Genomic DNA, 16577 nt, shown 5'->3' with positions numbered 1-16577 from the left:
GAGTGACTGCTCCTGACCGTTTTCTGCCTGTGGTGACCGGCTGAAAACGACCCATCGCAGCCAGTCGGCATAACAGTTTTCAACCAATCGCCTGAACAATGTGGCTGCTTCACCCAACTCCTTCTCGTATCATCAGCGCCTTTGCATCTGGAACGAACTGTGTGAAATCGCCAACTGGAAAAGCCCCGGCTGCCCCTGATGGGACGAAGTGGGACGTAGGCGAGGCTGTCAATCAGCTCTCGTGGGACGACTTGCGCATCATCAAGACGCTCAGTGATTGCGGCAATCGTTCGGCTACGGCCAAGAAGCTTGGCATCAATGTATCCACCGTTTCGCGCCGAGTTGCTCAAGTTGAGCGAACGCTCGGCATCGCGCTGTTCGATCACCGCAAGTCAGGGTATCTGCTCACCGCCGAAGGTGCTGAATTGCGAGCACTCGCCGAGCGAGTGGAGCTGGATATTGTCAGCGTCACGCGGCGTGTTTCACGTTCAGGCCAAGGCCCCCTCGGGAAACTTCGAATTACCACCAGCGACTCGCTGCTGCTGTACTTCTTCACCCCCATCATCGCGGACTTCAAGGCCCTGAACGAGGGGGTCAGCATCGAGGTGCTGGTGGGCAATGAAACCCTTAGCCTCGCCCGGGATGAATCGGATATCGCGATTCGAGCGACGAGAAAACCTGCAGAAAGCCTGGTGGGCCGTAAACTGGCGAACATTGCCTGGGCACCTTACTGCTGTGCCAAGCAGATGACTGCCTTGCCCCTTTTCGAAGAGGGCCAGGCATGGGTGTCATACTCCTCTGCGCTTTGCGGTTTGAAGGCGACAAGCTATGTCGAAAGCAGAGTCGCTGCTGAGCGCATAGCGTACCGCACCGATTCTGTTGCAGCAGCAAGCGCTGCAATCGCGGCGGGTCTGGGATTTGGATTCCTTCCCTGCATGTTGGGCGACATAACCCCAGGGTTGGTACGCGCCGGCCCGGTGGTGCCAGAGCTTCAGGATGAGTTGTGGTTGCTGACTCACCAGGACATTCGAAAATCGTGGCGAGTCAAAGCATTCATGACCTTCTGCGCCGCTGCCGTGGCCAGTCAAAAGCCCTTGGTCGAGGGGCAATTGATACTCCCGGTCACCTAAATCGAGACCGGGAGTGCAGCTCAGATGTCTCGGGCGCCAATCACGGCCTTGCACACGATCTCAATCAGCTGCGGACGCTGGGCAAGTCTCGACACCCCAATGATATTGCTCGCGCACTGAGGCCGCTCAGTGCCATAGGTCGCCTTGCGCACTTTGCCGACCACAGCGAACGCAGCGTCCATGTCCAGCACATAAAGCGTTTCCTCGACAACATCTTGCATAGTTGCGCCATACAAGGCGAGCAGCTTCGAAATGTTGTCGTAAGAGACCCGCATCTGCTCTCCCATCGAAGAGAAATCACTGGGCTTACCGTCGGCGTTCAGCGGCGCCGGGGCTACCAGATTACCTGCCTCATCATGGTTGAATTGACCTGATACGTAGATCTCGTTTCCTACCCGCCGTGCCTGCGGATAGCCATACGCCTCCTCCCAGGAAACGCCCCAGTAGGCGGTCTGCTTGTTGAACGGTTGTGAAGCTGTCATTGCATTCTCCTGCACATGAGGGACCGACTTGATCCGAATAGGTGGGCGAATGCTAGCAGCGCGATCGCGCATTTTATGGCGCATAAATGAGCCGGCAGGAGCGCAAAAATGCGCCACCGAAAGGCGCCTTGTTTCGTTATCTTTTGCTCGTCCTCAAGCACTGACGCTGAGGAGTGCACTCGTGGCTACGGTAATGCCTGCAAGGTGCGGGCCCCGAGACTTGTGCGACTGAACATCATCAAGCCGAAAGGAAACAAAAATGAGCAATCCTAAAACTGAAGTCCTGACTCCGCTGAATAGCCAACTGATCTTCATCGATCAGCAGCCACAGATGGCCTTCGGCGTTCAGAGCATTGACCGGCAAACGCTGAAAAACAATACCGTTGCCTTGGCCAAGGCAGCGAAGATTTTTAATGTCCCCACCACCTTCACCACGGTTGAGACAGAAAGCTTCTCAGGTCACACCTACCCCGAGCTACTCGCTGTGTTCCCGGACGCCCCGCTGCTGGAGCGAACCTCCATGAACTCCTGGGATGATCAGAAGGTACGCGACGCACTCAAGAGAAATGGTCGCAACAAGATCATCGTCTCCGGCTTGTGGACCGAGGTATGCAATGCCACCTTCGCTCTGTCGGCAATGAACGATGCCGGCTATGAAATCTATATGGTTGCAGACGCCTCCGGCGGCACCACCAAAGAAGCCCACGATTACGCCATGCAGCGCATGATCCAGGCCGGCGTGGTACCGGTAACCTGGCAGCAGGTGCTGCTGGAATGGCAACGGGACTGGAAGAACCGCGACACCTACGACGCCGTAATGGAACTGGTAAAGGAACATTCTGGTGCATATGGCATGGGCGTCGACTACGCCTACACCATGGTGCACAAGGCGCCTGAGCGCGTACAGCATGGCCCCACCTTGGCGCCTGTCGCTGCATCTGTCTGAGCCATCGCCATCGCCATCGCCACCCCCTGCCCCGGGGGCTGTTCACAGACTTGCGAAGGGTGCGCAGTCGACTGAACCGAGTCAACGAGCCTGGCCTGGAACCTCTGAGGATTTCCAATGCCCAGCGCTGTTCGAGTCAGGCGTTCGCATCCTGTTACCTGGATTAATGGATGTGTATGAACAAGGACAAATCTACCGTGCTGGCCACTCTCACACTGGCTTCGACAGGGCAGCTCAAATCCTGGCAGATAAGAACTGCCAAACAACTGATGCTGGACAGGCTGGATACCGGCATTTCAGTGACTGAACTAGCCGAAGCTTGCGCATTGTCGCGTAGTCACTTCTCACGCAGGTTCAAGGAAAGCACCCGGATTTCCCCGCAGCGATGGCTGCGTGAACAGCGGGTCATGAAGAGCAGAGAGTTAATGAAGGCTTCCACGAAGTTGCTCACAGAGATCGCTCTGGAATGCGGCTTCAGCGATCAATCTCACTTCTGCCGTACATTCGTGAAGGCTGAAGGCATGACACCGAAGGCTTGGCAGCAACAAGCAATCTGCCCGATTCCGGTCGTTGCTTGAGACGGTAAGGCACCATCAACGCGCGGGCGAGCCCAAGCGGACTGAGGTGTAACCCCCCTTGAAAATCAATTTGTTACAGCTACAGACGATTTTTTAAAAAGTTTGCGCGCTAAATTTTTTAGCGGCAATTTATTGCGCATTGTTATAACGCAAACATTTAAATCGCTAACAGAATCCCCCCAAGACATTCAAAAGTGAGGAAAGCCATGAAAGTTCTCTACACCGCAGTCGCAACCGCAACCGGTGGTCGTGATGGCCGAGCCATCTCCAGCGACAAGAACCTCGACGTGAAACTGGCCACTCCGAAGGAATTGGGCGGTGTCGGTGGTGATGCCACCAACCCTGAGCAACTGTTCGCCGCTGGTTACTCCGCCTGCTTCATCGGTGCACTGAAGTTCGTCGCCAGCCAGAGCAAACGCAGCATTCCAGCCGACGCCTCGATCACTGCGCGGGTCGGCATTGGCCAGATCCCAGGCGGCTTTGGCCTGGATATCGACCTGAACATCAACCTGCCAGGCCTGGAGCAAGTCGATGCACAAGCGTTGGTGGAGGCGGCCCACCAAGTGTGCCCGTACTCCAACGCAACCCGTGGCAACGTCGATGTCCGTCTGCACGTCACCGTCTAACTTCCCGCCTCACCAGAAACAGGAGATATGAAATGAACGTTTTGACCAAAACACTCGTTGGCTCGCTCCTTGCCTTTTCGATCGGTAACGCATTCGCTGACTCTGGCGTCGAACACAACACCCAGGCATTCCTCGATGCATTGAACTCAGGCAGTGGTAAACCCATCGAGCAGCTTTCGCCGAAGGACGCCCGCGCGGTACTGACCGGCGCTCAGGCCGGGGTAAAACTGACACTGCCCAAGGCGGATGTCAGCGAGAAGACCATCACCGTCGACGGCCAGAACATCAGCTTGACCATCGTGCGTCCGGCGGGTGTGAAGGGGACCTTGCCTGTGTTCATGTACTTCCACGGCGGTGGCTGGGTGCTCGGCGACTTCCCGACCCATGAGCGCCTGGTGCGCGATCTGGTCGTCGGGTCCGGGGCGGTGGCGGTGTTCGTCAATTACACTCCGTCCCCTGAAGCGCACTACCCGACGGCGATCAACCAGGCCTACGGTGCAACCAAATGGGTGGCCGAGCACGGCGAGGAAATCAATGTCGACGGTAAGCGCCTGGCGGTAGCGGGCAACAGCGTCGGCGGCAACATGGCAGCCGTGGTCAGCCTGATGGCCAAGGATAAAGGTACCCCGGCCATTAAGTACCAGGTGCTGCTGTGGCCAGTGACCGACGCCAACTTCGAGACAGCGTCGTACAACCAGTACGCCGAGGGACACTTCCTCACCAAGAACATGATGAAGTGGTTCTGGGACAACTACACCACCGACCCCAAGCAACGTGCCGAGATCTACGCCTCGCCGCTGCGCGCTACCACTGAGCAGTTGAAAGGCCTGCCGCCAGCGCTGGTCCAGACCGCGAGTGCCGATGTGCTGCGTGACGAAGGGGAAGCCTATGCTCGCAAACTGGACCAAGCCGGCGTGCCGGTCACTGCGGTGCGCTACAACGGCATGATCCATGACTACGGCTTGCTGAACGTGGTCAGCCAGGTTCCGGCGGTACGCTCTGCAATGCTGCAGGCTTGCGAAGAGCTGAAAGTTCATTTGAAGTGACCCCCACTCAAGACCGGAGATGTATGCCATGAACTGGTAATCACCGCCGGAAACGAAAAAACCCGCTAAACAGCGGGCTTTTTCGTTTCCGGTGTAGCGTTAGCAGCCCTCTGCCAAGGGCACCTTTGGGTCGTAAGCGCTCCTTCTGGAGGGGCAGCTTTTGGCTGTGAATTCAGCAGGTCGATGCAACACAACTAAATTCTGTGTAAGCGACATGCAGACGGCCTCAGCGATTGAGCCTGGTAATTTTTGAACCCTGCAATCCCAGCCCGGCCATTAAGCCCTTTTGATCAAAGATGAACGCATAGACATCGGATTGAGCCGTTGAGGTAGTTATCGATTTGGCCATGCCTGAATCTACGACCACGATGCTTGGGCCCACGCCGACCTCAAATCCATTAACATTTTTCAGATCATTCATCGCTGAATAGGTCATGAAAAACATCACGTATCCAAACCGCTGCACGCCTGCCTGAAGGCCGTATGAGGCTGCTGTGGTCGCGTAGTATCCCGTCACTTTTCCGTTCTCAATCAATTCGCCTTCGCCATGGTGTGCGCCGGCGATGAGGCCCGCTTTCAGCACATCAGGGAAAACGAGGATACCCTTGGCTCGCTGCGCGAGGGCGCGCGCTTGCGGCGTTTTGGTATACAAACTCTGTAACGCCGCTTTCGCCTCGCGGTCCATTTCCGCGTTAGCAGCCATCGCATCAGAGGCGGAAGTTGATTGACCCATTTGGCAGCCCGCCGTGATCGCGAGGATTGAAATCATTGCCATCATTCGAAGGTATTTGATCATGAGCAATACTCCTTTTCTGTACCTGCCATTGAGGAACCTGCGTGGCGATAGCCGTTGCGGATCAAAGACTGACGGGGTCGATCTTTCCCTTAGACTTTAATCCTAATAAGCAGTTGGTCAAATGCTATGCACATGCATGTTCCTCAGACGAAATCCACAGTCAGCTTTTGGCCGATAACAGTCGCCCACTAAAGGGGCATAACGTTCCCAGGACGCTATGGAAATTCCTACACAAACCTCGGAACGCCTCTCCTTGCCCGCCGTTCCGATGAAGCTTATAGTCCGCCCCGTCGCCCAAAATGGCGATTCGGGTTTGGCGACCTGACTACAGAGAATGCGAGGGCTCTACGCTTTGTTGCAGGGGTCGTCGCACCCGCAAGGCCGCTGTAATGGCGGCTGTGCGCGGGAGGCCTTCGGGTCTGCCGGTGTTCTCTGTGCCGGTTCGCCAACCTGCGCACAGCTGCCACCCAATCGTTTGGCGACGACTGAGTGACGGCCTTTGAGCCAATCAAACAGAGATCTTCAAATGAATCGATACATGCCCCTCACCGGAATCGACCTGGTTCCGGCTTCCCTGCTCATCGACACCGAAGCTCCACTCGACGTATTGCAAGCCGCCGCTGACTACCGAATTCGCGCAGTTACTCAGGTGCTGGAGAACATCGCCTTTCGTGCCGAGATTGGTTGCGACACGGTGGTGTTGTCGGACTTCTCCAAACTGCTGGCCATTCCGTTGCGCGACGGTTGTGACTTGATGGATGTGATTGGTCGGCGATTGCGGGCGTTGGCGAAGGAGTGAATGAAAACGGGCGCTGAAGGCGCCCGTTTTTTGTTCAACTGTAAAAAGATCTGGCATCGCTAATTTGCGGAATGACTCTTGCCTGTTATCGGCCAAAAGCCGCCACCCACATTGCCTGAGCAAACACAGGCAATTCAGTGTCGCGCAGAAGAAACCCGCAACCCGACCTATATGGAATTGCGCTTGCGCCGAGCCTCTTCATTCTCCGCCAACGCCTGACGAACCAGCGCCCTCGCCGCCCACGCGGCGGTGTCGAGTGATTCTTCGACGCTCGCGCCACTGATATCGCGCACGGCGATCAACGCCTCGGTGCCGATAACGATCGACAGCGCCTGCTTCAGTCGTTTGCGTGCGCGGGGCGAGAGCACGTCCTTCAGCGAGTCGACGATCGGTTCGATGTAGCTCATCCGGCGGCCTGGTCGCAGGGGCTCGTGGGTCTCGCTGTCGAGCCACACCGACATGAACGAACGTTCCATCACGTGCAAGCCGATCTCGTCGTCGATCAAGAGTTTGTTCAACGCGTTCGCGGCCAGGCCGATGCCCTTGACCGGGTCGTCTCCCGGCCGCCAGAAGCTCTCCAGCGGCTTCATTTCACGATCCGCCGCCGTCTCGCTGATCAATGCCTCGGTCGAGGGAAAGTAGCGATAGGCCGTGGCGCGCGAGACCATCGCGCGCTCTGCAACTTGCGCCACCGTCGGGTTTTGGCCCTCGTCGCGCAAGGCGATGGCGGCATCGATCAGCGCCTGACGCGTTCGCAGCTTCTGGTTGGCGCGGCCTTGCGGATCGCCGCCGGGTTCAGACGGGGTTGACTTCGGGATCGACATGGAATATATGAGACTCTGTCTATTCATGAGACTTGAGTCTCATAATAGGCACGCAACAATCAACCGACAAGAGGTCGCCCGTTATATTTCAGCAACTGAGCGCGCCTCTGGGCGCATGAGGTGAATGCCATGAATCACAACCCCCGTTCACGGACCTGGTTTCGGCTCGCTGCCCTCTACTTCGCCATTGGCGTGATGCTGGGCGTGGCTATGGGCGCTTCCGGCGACCACTCGCTTTTCGCGGTACATGCTCATGTCAATCTGTTGGGATGGGTGTCGATGGCCCTGTTCGGCATCATCGGCACAGCGCACCCATCAATCACCGAAGGGCGCGCGGCTGCCGCACAGTTCTGGATGTACAACATTGGCGTCCCGGTGATGCTTGGCGCACTGACGTTGCGGCTCAAGGGCGTCGCGGCCATCGAGCCGTTGATTGGCGCCGCGTCCATTCTTGTTGGTTGCAGTGTGCTGCTGTTTGTGTGGCTGGTGTTCTCGCGCATCGGTGTAACGGCTATGGGTTTGAGCAGCGCAACACGTGAGTCGCGCACGTCTTGAAGTCAGCTGTCCTTACGACCGGCACACAAAATGTGCCGGCCACTTGCACCACCGCTGCCCTATTTTTTGATTGAAACAATCGTCGCGCTGCCACCCTCGACCCGGAAAACAAACGAGACACGGTCTCCGGCCGACAGCCCGGCGAGTTGATCATCCGTCACGGAAAAGGCCATGGTCATCGGCGGCCATTGCACGGCGGGTACTGCGCCGTGGGAGATGGTCACCGTGTGCCTGGCAGCATCGATAGCCTTGATCGTTCCGTTGGCATTAGCGACGGGCGCCTGCTTTGTCTCCTTTGTCTGCATGCCCTCCATACCGTCCATTTTCATACCCGGCATATCCTCTGCACGAGCCAGGAAAGACAACGCAACCAAGGTTCCTGCCACTGCAATATGGGTCAGTTTCATACGACGTTTCCTTTAAGGTGAGTGGATTCAATGACGAGATGTCGGCGGCGCATCAGGCGATAGGCTGCCGGAATGACAAACAGGGAAAGCAAGGGAGCCGTGATCATGCCGCCGACCATGGGCGCGGCAATGCGGCTCATCACTTCACTGCCGGTTCCGCTACCCAACAGGATGGGTAACAGGCCGGCAATGATCACGGCCACGGTCATGGCCTTGGGGCGAACACGCTGCACAGCGCCTTCACGAATCGCCGCAACCAGCCCGCGCTCAGTGCTGTCGCCGAGGTCTTCACGTTCTGCCCAGGCGTTTTTCAGATAGAGCAGCATGATCACGCCAAACTCGGCAGAAACACCGGCCAGGGCGATAAAACCGACACCGGTGGCGACCGACAGGTTGAATCCCAACAGATAGATGAACCATGCCCCGCCAGTCAGCGCGAATGGCAGCGTGGCCATGATCAGCAACGCCTCATCGAAGCGCGCAAACGTCAGGTAGAGCAGCACGAAGATGATCAACAGCGTGGCTGGCACCACCAGTTTGAGTCGTGCATTGGCTCTGTCGAGAAACTCGAACTGCCCTGAGTAGCTCAGGCTCATGCCAGGCTGCAACTTGACCTGCTCGTTTACGGCATGGCGCAAATCAGCGACCACCGAGGCAATGTCCCGGCCACGCACATCGATATAGACCCAGCCTGAAGGCCTCGCGTTTTCACTTTTGAGCATCGCAGGGCCGTCGCTGATTTTGACGTTGGCCACTGTCCCCAGGGTGATCTGGATGCCTGACGGCGTGTAGATCGGCAATTGCTCCAGGGCACCAAGCGAGTCACGCCACTCCCGTGGGTAACGTACGTTGATCGGGAAACGTGCGAGCCCTTCAATGGTCTCCCCGACATTTTCACCACCGATAGCGCCGGCCACGATGGACTGCACATCAGCGATATTCAGCCCGTAGCGAGCGGCGGCCTTGCGGTCGATATCCACGTCGATATAGCGGCCGCCGGTCAAGCGTTCGGCCAGCGCTGAACTGACACCGGGTACGCCTTTGGCCACCCGCTCGACCGCCTGGGTGACAGCATCGATGTCCGCCAACTGGGTGCCGGCGACTTTCACTCCGATCGGACTTTTGATGCCGGTGGCAAGCATGTCGATACGGTTGCGAATCGGCGGTATCCAGATATTGGTCAGCCCTGGAACCCGAACCACGCGATCCAGTTCTTCCACCAGTTTTTCCTGGGTCATGCCTGGCCGCCATTGCTCGTGTGGCTTGAATTGAATGGTGGTTTCGAACATTTCCAGTGGTGCCGGGTCGGTGGCAGTTTCGGCACGCCCCGCTTTGCCGAACACGTGCTCGACTTCGGGCACCGTCTTGATCAGGCGGTCGGTCTGTTGCAGCAGCTGCGCAGCTTTCTGTGCCGACAACCCCGGGAGAGCGGAAGGCATATAGAGCAGATCACCTTCGTCCAAAGGCGGGAGAAACTCACCGCCCAGGCGCGACATTGGCCATAGCGCACTGACAAACACCACCAGTGCCACCAGCAGGGTGACTTTGGGACGGCGCAGCACCGCCTCCAGGGCCGGCTGGTAGATCCTGATCAACCAGCGGTTCAACGGGTTTTGTTGCTCACCGGGAATTCGCCCGCGAATCCAGTACCCCATCAGCACGGGCACCAAGGTCACCGACAACCCCGCCGCCGCGGCCATCGCATAGGTTTTGGTGAACGCCAACGGGCCGAACAGTCGCCCCTCCTGAGCTTCCAGGGTGAACACCGGAATGAACGATAACGTGATGATCAACAAACAGAAGAACAGCGCCGGGCCGACCTCTGCCGCTGCTTCGGTCATGACGTGCCAATGACGCTCGCCCTTAAGTTCCTCCCCCGGATTGGCCGCGTGCCAGGCCTCAATCTTCTTGTGGGCATTCTCGATCATCACCACGGCAGCATCGACCATGGCGCCGATGGCGATGGCAATCCCGCCCAAGGACATGATGTTGGCGTTGATCCCTTGGTAACGCATGATGATGAAGGCCATCAGCACGCCCACCGGCAGGGAGATGATCGCCACCAGTGATGAGCGCAAGTGCCAAAGGAAGATCCCGCAAACCAGCGCGACGACAATGAACTCTTCGATCAACTTATGGCTGAGGTTTTCCACCGCGCGGTCGATCAGTTTGCTGCGGTCGTAGGTGGTGACGATTTCCACTCCGGCCGGCAAACTGCTTTTCAGTTCGTCGAGTTTGGTCTTGACCGCCGCAATGGTCTCGCGAGCGTTCTTGCCGCTGCGCAAAATCACCACGCCACCGACGGTTTCGCCCTCGCCGTCGAGTTCGGTAATGCCCCGCCGCATTTCCGGCCCCAACTGAATAGTGGCGACATCGCCAAGGGTCACCGGCACACCATCCGCCCCCAACTTGAGCGGGATCGCCCGGAAGTCGTTGAGCGTCTTCAGATAACCGGAAGCGCGCACGATGAACTCGGTCTCTGCCATCTCCAGTACCGCGCCACCCGTTTCCTGATTGGCCTTGCCGATAGCCTCGGTCACCTCTGTCTGAGTGATGCCGAGGCTGGCCAGTTTCAGCGGATCGAGTTGCACCTGGTATTGCTTGACCATTCCCCCCACCGTGGCCACTTCCGCAACGTTGGGCAGGGTCTTGAGTTCGAACTTGAGGAACCAGTCTTGAAGCGCGCGCAGTTGCGCCAGGTCGTGTCCACCGCTGCGATCCACCAGTGCGTACTGATAGATCCAGCCCACCCCCGTTGCATCCGGCCCCAACGCCGGTTTGGCGCTGGCCGGCAACCGGCTTTGTATCTGACTCAGATATTCCAGCACCCGCGAACGGGCCCAGTACACGTCAGTGCCGTCTTCGAACAGCACGTAAACGAAGCTGTCACCGAAGAAGGAATAACCACGCACCGTCTTGGCTCCCGGCACTGAGAGCATGGTGGTGGCCAACGGATAGGTCACCTGGTTCTCGACAATCTGCGGCGCTTGGCCCGCAAATGGAGTGCGGATAATCACCTGAACATCCGAGAGATCCGGCAGCGCATCGATGGGTGTGCTCTGCACTGACCATATGCCCCACGCCGTGACGAACAGTGTCGCCAGTAACACCAGGAACCGGTTGGCGACTGACCAACGAATCAGGGCCGCAATCATGGCTGGCTCCCCGATTTGTCCCCATCCGCCTCATGAATACCAGAGGCTGCTGCGCTGGGTGGCGACTCGTCCTCAGTGCTGGCAACAATGCCCTTGAGACTGGCCTCCGAGTCCAGCAGGAACTGGCCAGACGTAACCACCTTCCAGCCTTCTTCCAGACCTTTCAAAATGGCCGTCTTGCCATCACTTTCCTGCCCGGGTTGCACCTCTACCGGGCGGTAGTGGCCGGTGTCTTCGGCGAGCATCACCAAGGCCCGTCGCCCCGTACGAATAACCGCCTCGCTCGGCACCCACAACACACTGTGTTCGCTCGAACGGTTCATGCGCACCTGCGCCGTCAAACCCGGCCTGAGACGGCCGTCCGGATTGGGCAGTTCCACCCGCACACGCAGGGTGCGACTGTCCGCACTGGTCTCGGGCAAAATAGCGCTGACCTCGCCGTTGAGCACGGTCCCCGGAAAGGCTGGCAACCGTGCTTCGACCGTCTGCCCCACTGTGATCGATCCGGCCTGCGACTCTGGAACGGCCACGGCCAGCCAGACACTGCTCAAGCCATTGACGCGTGCCAGCGTGTCGCCCGTCGCCACGGTCATGCCCGTGCGTACGTTCAACGCTTGCAGCACACCGGCGATGGGACTGGTCAGCGTCAGGTACGGCTGAACCTTACCGCTACGCTCTATCTGAGTGATCAGCGCTGCCGGCATTCCGGTGAGCTGCAGTCGCTGGCGGGCCGCAGCCAACAGCTCAGCGTCGCCGTTACGCTTCAGGGCAAGGAACTCTGTCTGAGCCGCAGCCCATTCCGGCACCAGAATATCCGCCAACGCCGCGTTGGCGTTCAGCACATCTCCGGGAGCATGGGCATAGACTCGCTCCACAAAGCCAGCGGTGCGTGCCTGAATCACCGCAACATCACGTTCGTTGAGCGCCAGGACACCTGTCACGTCGAGGCTGGAATGAAAGGTTCCACGGGTGACAGTCGCAAAACGCAGCCCGAGATTCTGTGTCACCCCCGGGTCGATACTGACAGTCGCCCGGTCTCCTGCGCCGCTGGCATATTGGGGAACCAGTTGCATGTCCATGAAGGGGGACTTGCCCGGTTTGTCGAACTTTTGCTGCGGGTACATCGGGTCGTACCAATACAGGGCTTTGCGTTCGGGCACAGCATTGATGTCTTGCTCCGCCACCGCATTTGGCGCTGCGCTCATACGCTGGTGCGCGACCCCGTAACCGCCGGCAACACCCAATGCCACCGAAAGGCTAACCAGCAATGCCCCGTTCCATTTTTCAAGTTTCATTGGCTGGCCTCCCCGTAAGCAAAATACAAACGCGCACTGGTCAGCGCGCGCTGCTCTTCCACGTCGATCTGTTTGAGCCGAACTTCGATGAGTTCACGTCGGGCGCTCACAACGGTGTCTAAATCGCCTTTGCCGGCCCGGTAGCTGGCCATGCTGAGTTCGACCTTTTCCTTGGCCAGCGGCAACAGGCTTTCCTGGTTTCGGTGCACGGCACGATTCAGACGCTCATAGTCAGCCAGTTGGTTTTCCAGTTGCTGGGTGTGCTCGCGTGACAAGGCTTCGCGCTCGGCCTCAAGCTGGTTGAGTTCAGCGTGTCTGGCGGCGATTTTCGGGTTTTGGCGAGTGTCAGGAAACAACGGCAGATCCCAGGAAAACTGCACGCTGACCATGTCGCCGAACTGTCGGCCACGATGCTGATAGTCAAGCTCCCAACTCCAATCCGATTGCTTCTCCGACTCGGCTTCACGAACCCTGGCTTGCGCTTCGCGGGTCATCGGCGCAAACGCTGCCAGCTCCGGATGGTGTTGCAGTTGATGGGAGTAGCTTGAGCTATCGACGGGCCATTCAGGCAGGCTGCCCACAGGCTTGTCGTTGGCGGCTGAGCCAATCCAGCGTTTGAGGGCGGCTCGGGCCTGGGCTCGCTGCAGAATCAGATCGTCCTGCTGCTCTGCCAACTGAGCGGCTTCCTGTTTGGGTGTCACCGCATCGGCGGGCTGGGCGCGGCCGCCAGCAATCCGGGCCCGGACGGTATCGCTCAGCAGGCGGTTTTCTTTGTAGAAGTCCTGGAACAACGCATCTTTACGCTCGATGGAATAGCTGCTGATCCAGGCCAGTGCGGTGGACTGGCGGACCTTCAGACGTTCGACCCGACGCTCGGCGGCGGCGCGATCAACAGCCGCATCGGCGACCTCGATACGGGCTTTGCGTTTGTCGCTGTTCGGCATCTCCTGCCGGACCCCGACCATTTGCATGGTCATGAAATCCTGGTCGAGGCTCCAGCGATCCGGACCGCCTATGGGGTAGTTCTGCACTCCCAGAAGCAGCTTGGGATCAGGTAGTTCACCCGCCGGGATGGCTGCGCTGCTGGCAGCCTGAATCCTGGCGTCTTGTGCGGTCAGTGACGGCGCATTGTTTTCGGCCAGCCGCAACGCTTCATCGAGTGTCAGTGCGGCAGCGAAGCTCGGCAATGCCAGTACGCTTGCCGCCAGGCCGACCACGAGGGGCCAGCCTGTGCAATAGCACTTGGAGTTCATGTCTACGATTCCTGTGATCATCAACTGCGCGCGTCAAAAGACATGCGCACAGCCAGGTCATCCCGCTAATGCGGAATGAGGTTCGATGTGGGACAGGAATCAAACGCGGGGCGGTCGCCATACCCCGGACGGGGTTTGTACGGGCAGGGAATCGCTAAAGAAGGAAAGCGCTACGGGGCTGAATACGGTGACGGGAGGCTTGATAATCGAGACTTGCAGCATGCCGCCCGTCTTGCATTCCTGGCCTGGTTTGCAAGGCTTGCCGTGCTCGGTGGGGCTTTTCATGTCGTTGCAGCAGTCCATCCCCATGCCATCCATCATCGCCATGCCCATCGTCTTCATGGGGCACGGTTCTGTCGGTGCCTGAACGCCCGCCATCCCGCTGAGGGGAAGCGCCAGGCTGATCATGAAAATGATGCAAAACCGCAGATAGCGTTTCATGGGCTGGAGTGTAGTCGCTGCAAATGGCTCTTACGATGGGATTTGAGTTGTCAGCAACCTGTCGTCAGGTTCCGACGCAGGCGATAACACCGGACATGAATTAAGCCAGCATTACGTGTTCATCGACCATCCTGAAATCCACGCGGGATCGTGTGCTTCCCATTGCCCGCCGCTCTCATCACAGGGGCAAAGGCCTGTCCTGCACCACCCGTTTCATGACCAGCGTCGACGTCAGCCGCTGCACATTGGGCAAGGTCGAAAGGCTTTCATCGTAGAGCCGTTGAAAGGCCGGCAAATCCTGGGTGATGACGTGCAGCAAATAATCCGGTTCGCCGAACAACCGCTGGGCATCGACCACCTGCGGGATGTCGACAAGCGCCGTCTCGAACGCCTCGACCGCTTTGCGGTCGCCCTCGCGCAACGTGGCAAACACCATTGCGGAAAAGTTAAGGCCCAATGCGCTTGGGTCCAATTGGGCTCTGTAGCCGAGCAACACACCCGACTCCTCCAATGCCCGGACGCGTCGATGGCAAGGGGAAAGGCTCAGGCCCACGCGCTCGGCGAGTTCGGTGACCGACAGGCGACCGTCCTTTTGCAGCTCAGAAAGAATCTTGCGATCAATCCTGTCCATTTAGAATTTTCTCCTAACTCTGCGCATTCTGATGATCATCTTTGAAAGTAAATTCTAACAAGATTTCCTTATTCTTCCTCGCATCCATATTTTTCGGAGCGGGACGATGCAGAGCACGGTGTATCAGCAGCAGAAGTGGTTAGCGCCATGACCTTGAGTGTTTTCGTGGCTTTTTGGGCGGTGTCGATTCTGTTCGTCATCACGCCGGGTGCAGATTGGGCTTACGCGATTTCGGCGGGGTTGAAGGGCCGGGTCGTGATACCCGCCGTGGGCGGGCTGTTGTCCGGTCATTTGATTGCCACGATGATCGTTGCCGCGGGCGTCGGCACGCTGGTAGCCAACCACCCCGTTGCCTTGTCGGTGCTGACCGTTGCCGGGGCCGGTTATCTGCTGTGGTTGGGCATCAACATGCTCGCCCGCCCCGCTACACCGCACTCAGATGATGCTCAGACGCCGGGCTCCTGGCAGCGTTGGGCGATCAAGGGGCTTTGTGTGAGCGGGCTGAATCCGAAAGTGTTTTTGCTGTTTTTGGCGCTGTTGCCTCAGTTCACCGACGCGGCAGCGGCCTGGCCTGTGCCGATGCAGATGATTGCGCTGGGGCTCATCCACACGGTCAGTTGTGGCGTGATTTATTTGCTCGTGGGATTCGGCTCACAGGCCGTACTGCAAGCACGCCCCGCCGCGGCCCGGTGTGTCAGTCGTTTCTCCGGAACGGCCATGATCATCATCGCGGTCGTTTTGCTCGGCGAGCAGCTGCTGGGTTAAGCCAGTGACAAGGCCAGCATTGCACAGCGCATTTGCCCCACGCCAACACTCCCCGCCTCGTCGTACAGATCGCTCACGGTGTCGTAGTCCACTCGGGCGTCGGGCACCAGAAAATTGACCAGCTTCGATTTCAAAATCTCTTCGACCATCTTGGTGTCTCCTTGATATGAGTAGTAGTCCTGTCAATCAGACACCTGCTGTGCACTGGCGCCGAGTGCACGGGGTGATAATGTAGCGCGCCGAATGGAGAATCCAGACCATGCGCCAAGTTCTTCTCGTTGTGGATGTTCAATCCACCTTCTCGCCGCCTGAATGTCTCGTGAAGGGTATTCAAAAACTCGCGGACGTTGTCCCGGCGGTGGCGACCGTTGAGCTGCATGACGAGCAGCGCACGCCGTTCCATCAACAGCTCGGCTGGCACCCTGCGGCGCTCGACAGCAGTGCGGTAAAAACAGAGCAGGTTTTCGTCAAACACGGCTATGCACCTTCGCCAGAGACCATGGACCATTTGAAGCGTCTGAAGCCGGACCGCGTCCTGGTTTGCGGTATCCAGACGGACACCTGTGTCCTGGCCGCAGGCTTTGCACTGTTTGACGCCGGCCTTTATCCAACGCTCGTCACCGACCTCACGGTGGGGTCATCCCTGGACCGCTCCGGGCAACTGGGTATCAGCCTCTGGACTCACCATTTTCGGCACACCACCACCTCAGCTGAAGTTCTTTCAGGATTGATCGCCGAGCAAAAGTGACGTGATCGCGAACAGGAAAGCCACCGCAGCAGGCATTCGTGGATAGGCGCACGTCGCTTGTGCGGCAGCCTGTCGGCGCAGGGTCAGGATGGCTGCACCG

The 16577-nt window shown here is 58.4% G+C and carries 19 protein-coding genes; 9 read left to right on the top strand and 10 right to left on the bottom strand.

Annotated elements, in window-relative coordinates:
• The first annotated feature begins 161 nt into the window (after positions 1 to 161).
• Positions 162 to 1130: a LysR family transcriptional regulator gene (locus tag IB246_RS23345; protein ID WP_008037811.1), complete on the top strand. Its 969-nt coding sequence runs from the start codon at positions 162 to 164 to the stop codon at positions 1128 to 1130.
• A gap of 20 nt (positions 1131 to 1150) precedes the next feature.
• Here the strand turns inward: IB246_RS23345 and IB246_RS23340 are convergent, their stop codons facing one another.
• The gene (locus tag IB246_RS23340; RefSeq protein ID WP_008037812.1) at positions 1151 to 1612 is read right to left on the bottom strand and encodes a RidA family protein; all 462 of its coding nucleotides are present in this window, start codon (positions 1610 to 1612) and stop codon (positions 1151 to 1153) included.
• Between the two features lie 259 nt (positions 1613 to 1871).
• On the opposite strand from IB246_RS23340, the gene IB246_RS23335 reads away from it, so the two are divergent.
• The 4 genes from IB246_RS23335 to IB246_RS23320 all read left to right on the top strand — a co-directional run bounded on the left by IB246_RS23335 (position 1872) and on the right by IB246_RS23320 (position 4808).
• Positions 1872 to 2558, top strand: a complete 687-nt coding sequence (locus IB246_RS23335) for a hydrolase (RefSeq protein WP_008020170.1) — start codon at positions 1872 to 1874, stop codon at positions 2556 to 2558.
• Positions 2559 to 2734: 176 nt separating this feature from the next.
• On the top strand, positions 2735 to 3136 hold the full coding sequence (locus IB246_RS23330) for a helix-turn-helix domain-containing protein (RefSeq protein WP_008037815.1): 402 nt from the start codon (positions 2735 to 2737) through the stop codon (positions 3134 to 3136).
• A 206-nt stretch (positions 3137 to 3342) separates the two neighbouring features.
• Complete coding sequence (locus IB246_RS23325; protein WP_008037816.1) at positions 3343 to 3762, top strand: organic hydroperoxide resistance protein; 420 nt, start codon at positions 3343 to 3345, stop codon at positions 3760 to 3762.
• Positions 3763 to 3794: 32 nt separating this feature from the next.
• Positions 3795 to 4808, top strand: a complete 1014-nt coding sequence (locus IB246_RS23320; protein ID WP_008037818.1) for an alpha/beta hydrolase — start codon at positions 3795 to 3797, stop codon at positions 4806 to 4808.
• A 226-nt stretch (positions 4809 to 5034) separates the two neighbouring features.
• Here IB246_RS23320 and IB246_RS23315 read toward each other — a convergent pair whose 3' ends face one another.
• Positions 5035 to 5604 carry a YSC84-related protein gene (locus IB246_RS23315; protein WP_008024532.1) on the bottom strand — a complete coding sequence of 190 codons (570 nt, stop codon included), beginning with the start codon at positions 5602 to 5604 and terminating at the stop codon, positions 5035 to 5037.
• A 526-nt stretch (positions 5605 to 6130) separates the two neighbouring features.
• On the opposite strand from IB246_RS23315, the gene IB246_RS23310 reads away from it, so the two are divergent.
• Positions 6131 to 6403, top strand: a complete 273-nt coding sequence (locus tag IB246_RS23310; RefSeq protein WP_008035545.1) for a hypothetical protein — start codon at positions 6131 to 6133, stop codon at positions 6401 to 6403.
• A gap of 167 nt (positions 6404 to 6570) precedes the next feature.
• On the opposite strand, the gene IB246_RS23305 is transcribed toward IB246_RS23310, so the two are convergent.
• Positions 6571 to 7227 carry a TetR/AcrR family transcriptional regulator gene (locus tag IB246_RS23305; protein ID WP_032832406.1) on the bottom strand — a complete coding sequence of 219 codons (657 nt, stop codon included), beginning with the start codon at positions 7225 to 7227 and terminating at the stop codon, positions 6571 to 6573.
• 129 nt (positions 7228 to 7356) lie between these two features.
• Between IB246_RS23305 and IB246_RS23300 the strand changes: the two genes are divergently transcribed.
• Positions 7357 to 7782 carry a hypothetical protein gene (locus IB246_RS23300; protein ID WP_008037821.1) on the top strand — a complete coding sequence of 142 codons (426 nt, stop codon included), beginning with the start codon at positions 7357 to 7359 and terminating at the stop codon, positions 7780 to 7782.
• A 59-nt stretch (positions 7783 to 7841) separates the two neighbouring features.
• On the opposite strand, the gene IB246_RS23295 is transcribed toward IB246_RS23300, so the two are convergent.
• The 6 genes from IB246_RS23295 to IB246_RS23270 form a co-directional block, all read right to left on the bottom strand.
• Positions 7842 to 8189 carry a copper-binding protein gene (locus IB246_RS23295; protein ID WP_008037822.1) on the bottom strand — a complete coding sequence of 116 codons (348 nt, stop codon included), beginning with the start codon at positions 8187 to 8189 and terminating at the stop codon, positions 7842 to 7844.
• Entirely contained in the window at positions 8186 to 11344 is a 3159-nt protein-coding gene (locus IB246_RS23290; protein ID WP_008037824.1) for an efflux RND transporter permease subunit, read from the bottom strand. The genes IB246_RS23295 and IB246_RS23290 overlap by 4 nt, the downstream gene beginning before the upstream one ends.
• Positions 11341 to 12639: an efflux RND transporter periplasmic adaptor subunit gene (locus IB246_RS23285; protein WP_008037828.1), complete on the bottom strand. Its 1299-nt coding sequence runs from the start codon at positions 12637 to 12639 to the stop codon at positions 11341 to 11343. The genes IB246_RS23290 and IB246_RS23285 overlap by 4 nt, the downstream gene beginning before the upstream one ends.
• Positions 12636 to 13892 carry a TolC family protein gene (locus tag IB246_RS23280; protein ID WP_008037829.1) on the bottom strand — a complete coding sequence of 419 codons (1257 nt, stop codon included), beginning with the start codon at positions 13890 to 13892 and terminating at the stop codon, positions 12636 to 12638. Before IB246_RS23280 ends, IB246_RS23285 begins: the two co-directional genes overlap by 4 nt.
• 99 nt (positions 13893 to 13991) lie before the next feature.
• Positions 13992 to 14333, bottom strand: a complete 342-nt coding sequence (locus tag IB246_RS23275; RefSeq protein ID WP_008037830.1) for a hypothetical protein — start codon at positions 14331 to 14333, stop codon at positions 13992 to 13994.
• Positions 14334 to 14511: 178 nt separating this feature from the next.
• Complete coding sequence (locus IB246_RS23270) at positions 14512 to 14964, bottom strand: Lrp/AsnC family transcriptional regulator (protein ID WP_008035574.1); 453 nt, start codon at positions 14962 to 14964, stop codon at positions 14512 to 14514.
• Positions 14965 to 15111: 147 nt separating this feature from the next.
• Here IB246_RS23270 and IB246_RS23265 point away from each other — a divergent pair, with 147 nt between their 5' ends.
• The gene (locus IB246_RS23265; RefSeq protein ID WP_008037832.1) at positions 15112 to 15729 is read left to right on the top strand and encodes a LysE family translocator; all 618 of its coding nucleotides are present in this window, start codon (positions 15112 to 15114) and stop codon (positions 15727 to 15729) included.
• Here IB246_RS23265 and IB246_RS23260 read toward each other — a convergent pair.
• Positions 15726 to 15878 carry a hypothetical protein gene (locus IB246_RS23260; protein ID WP_008037834.1) on the bottom strand — a complete coding sequence of 51 codons (153 nt, stop codon included), beginning with the start codon at positions 15876 to 15878 and terminating at the stop codon, positions 15726 to 15728. The genes IB246_RS23265 and IB246_RS23260 overlap by 4 nt on opposite strands.
• A gap of 110 nt (positions 15879 to 15988) precedes the next feature.
• Between IB246_RS23260 and IB246_RS23255 the strand changes: the two genes are divergently transcribed.
• The gene (locus IB246_RS23255; RefSeq protein WP_008037836.1) at positions 15989 to 16477 is read left to right on the top strand and encodes an isochorismatase family protein; all 489 of its coding nucleotides are present in this window, start codon (positions 15989 to 15991) and stop codon (positions 16475 to 16477) included.
• Positions 16478 to 16577: the final 100 nt, after the last annotated feature.

The organism is Pseudomonas sp. PDM01, from assembly GCF_014852325.1.
Taxonomy (GTDB): domain Bacteria; phylum Pseudomonadota; class Gammaproteobacteria; order Pseudomonadales; family Pseudomonadaceae; genus Aquipseudomonas; species Aquipseudomonas migulae.
This window is presented reverse-complemented; position numbering and strand designations above follow the sequence as displayed.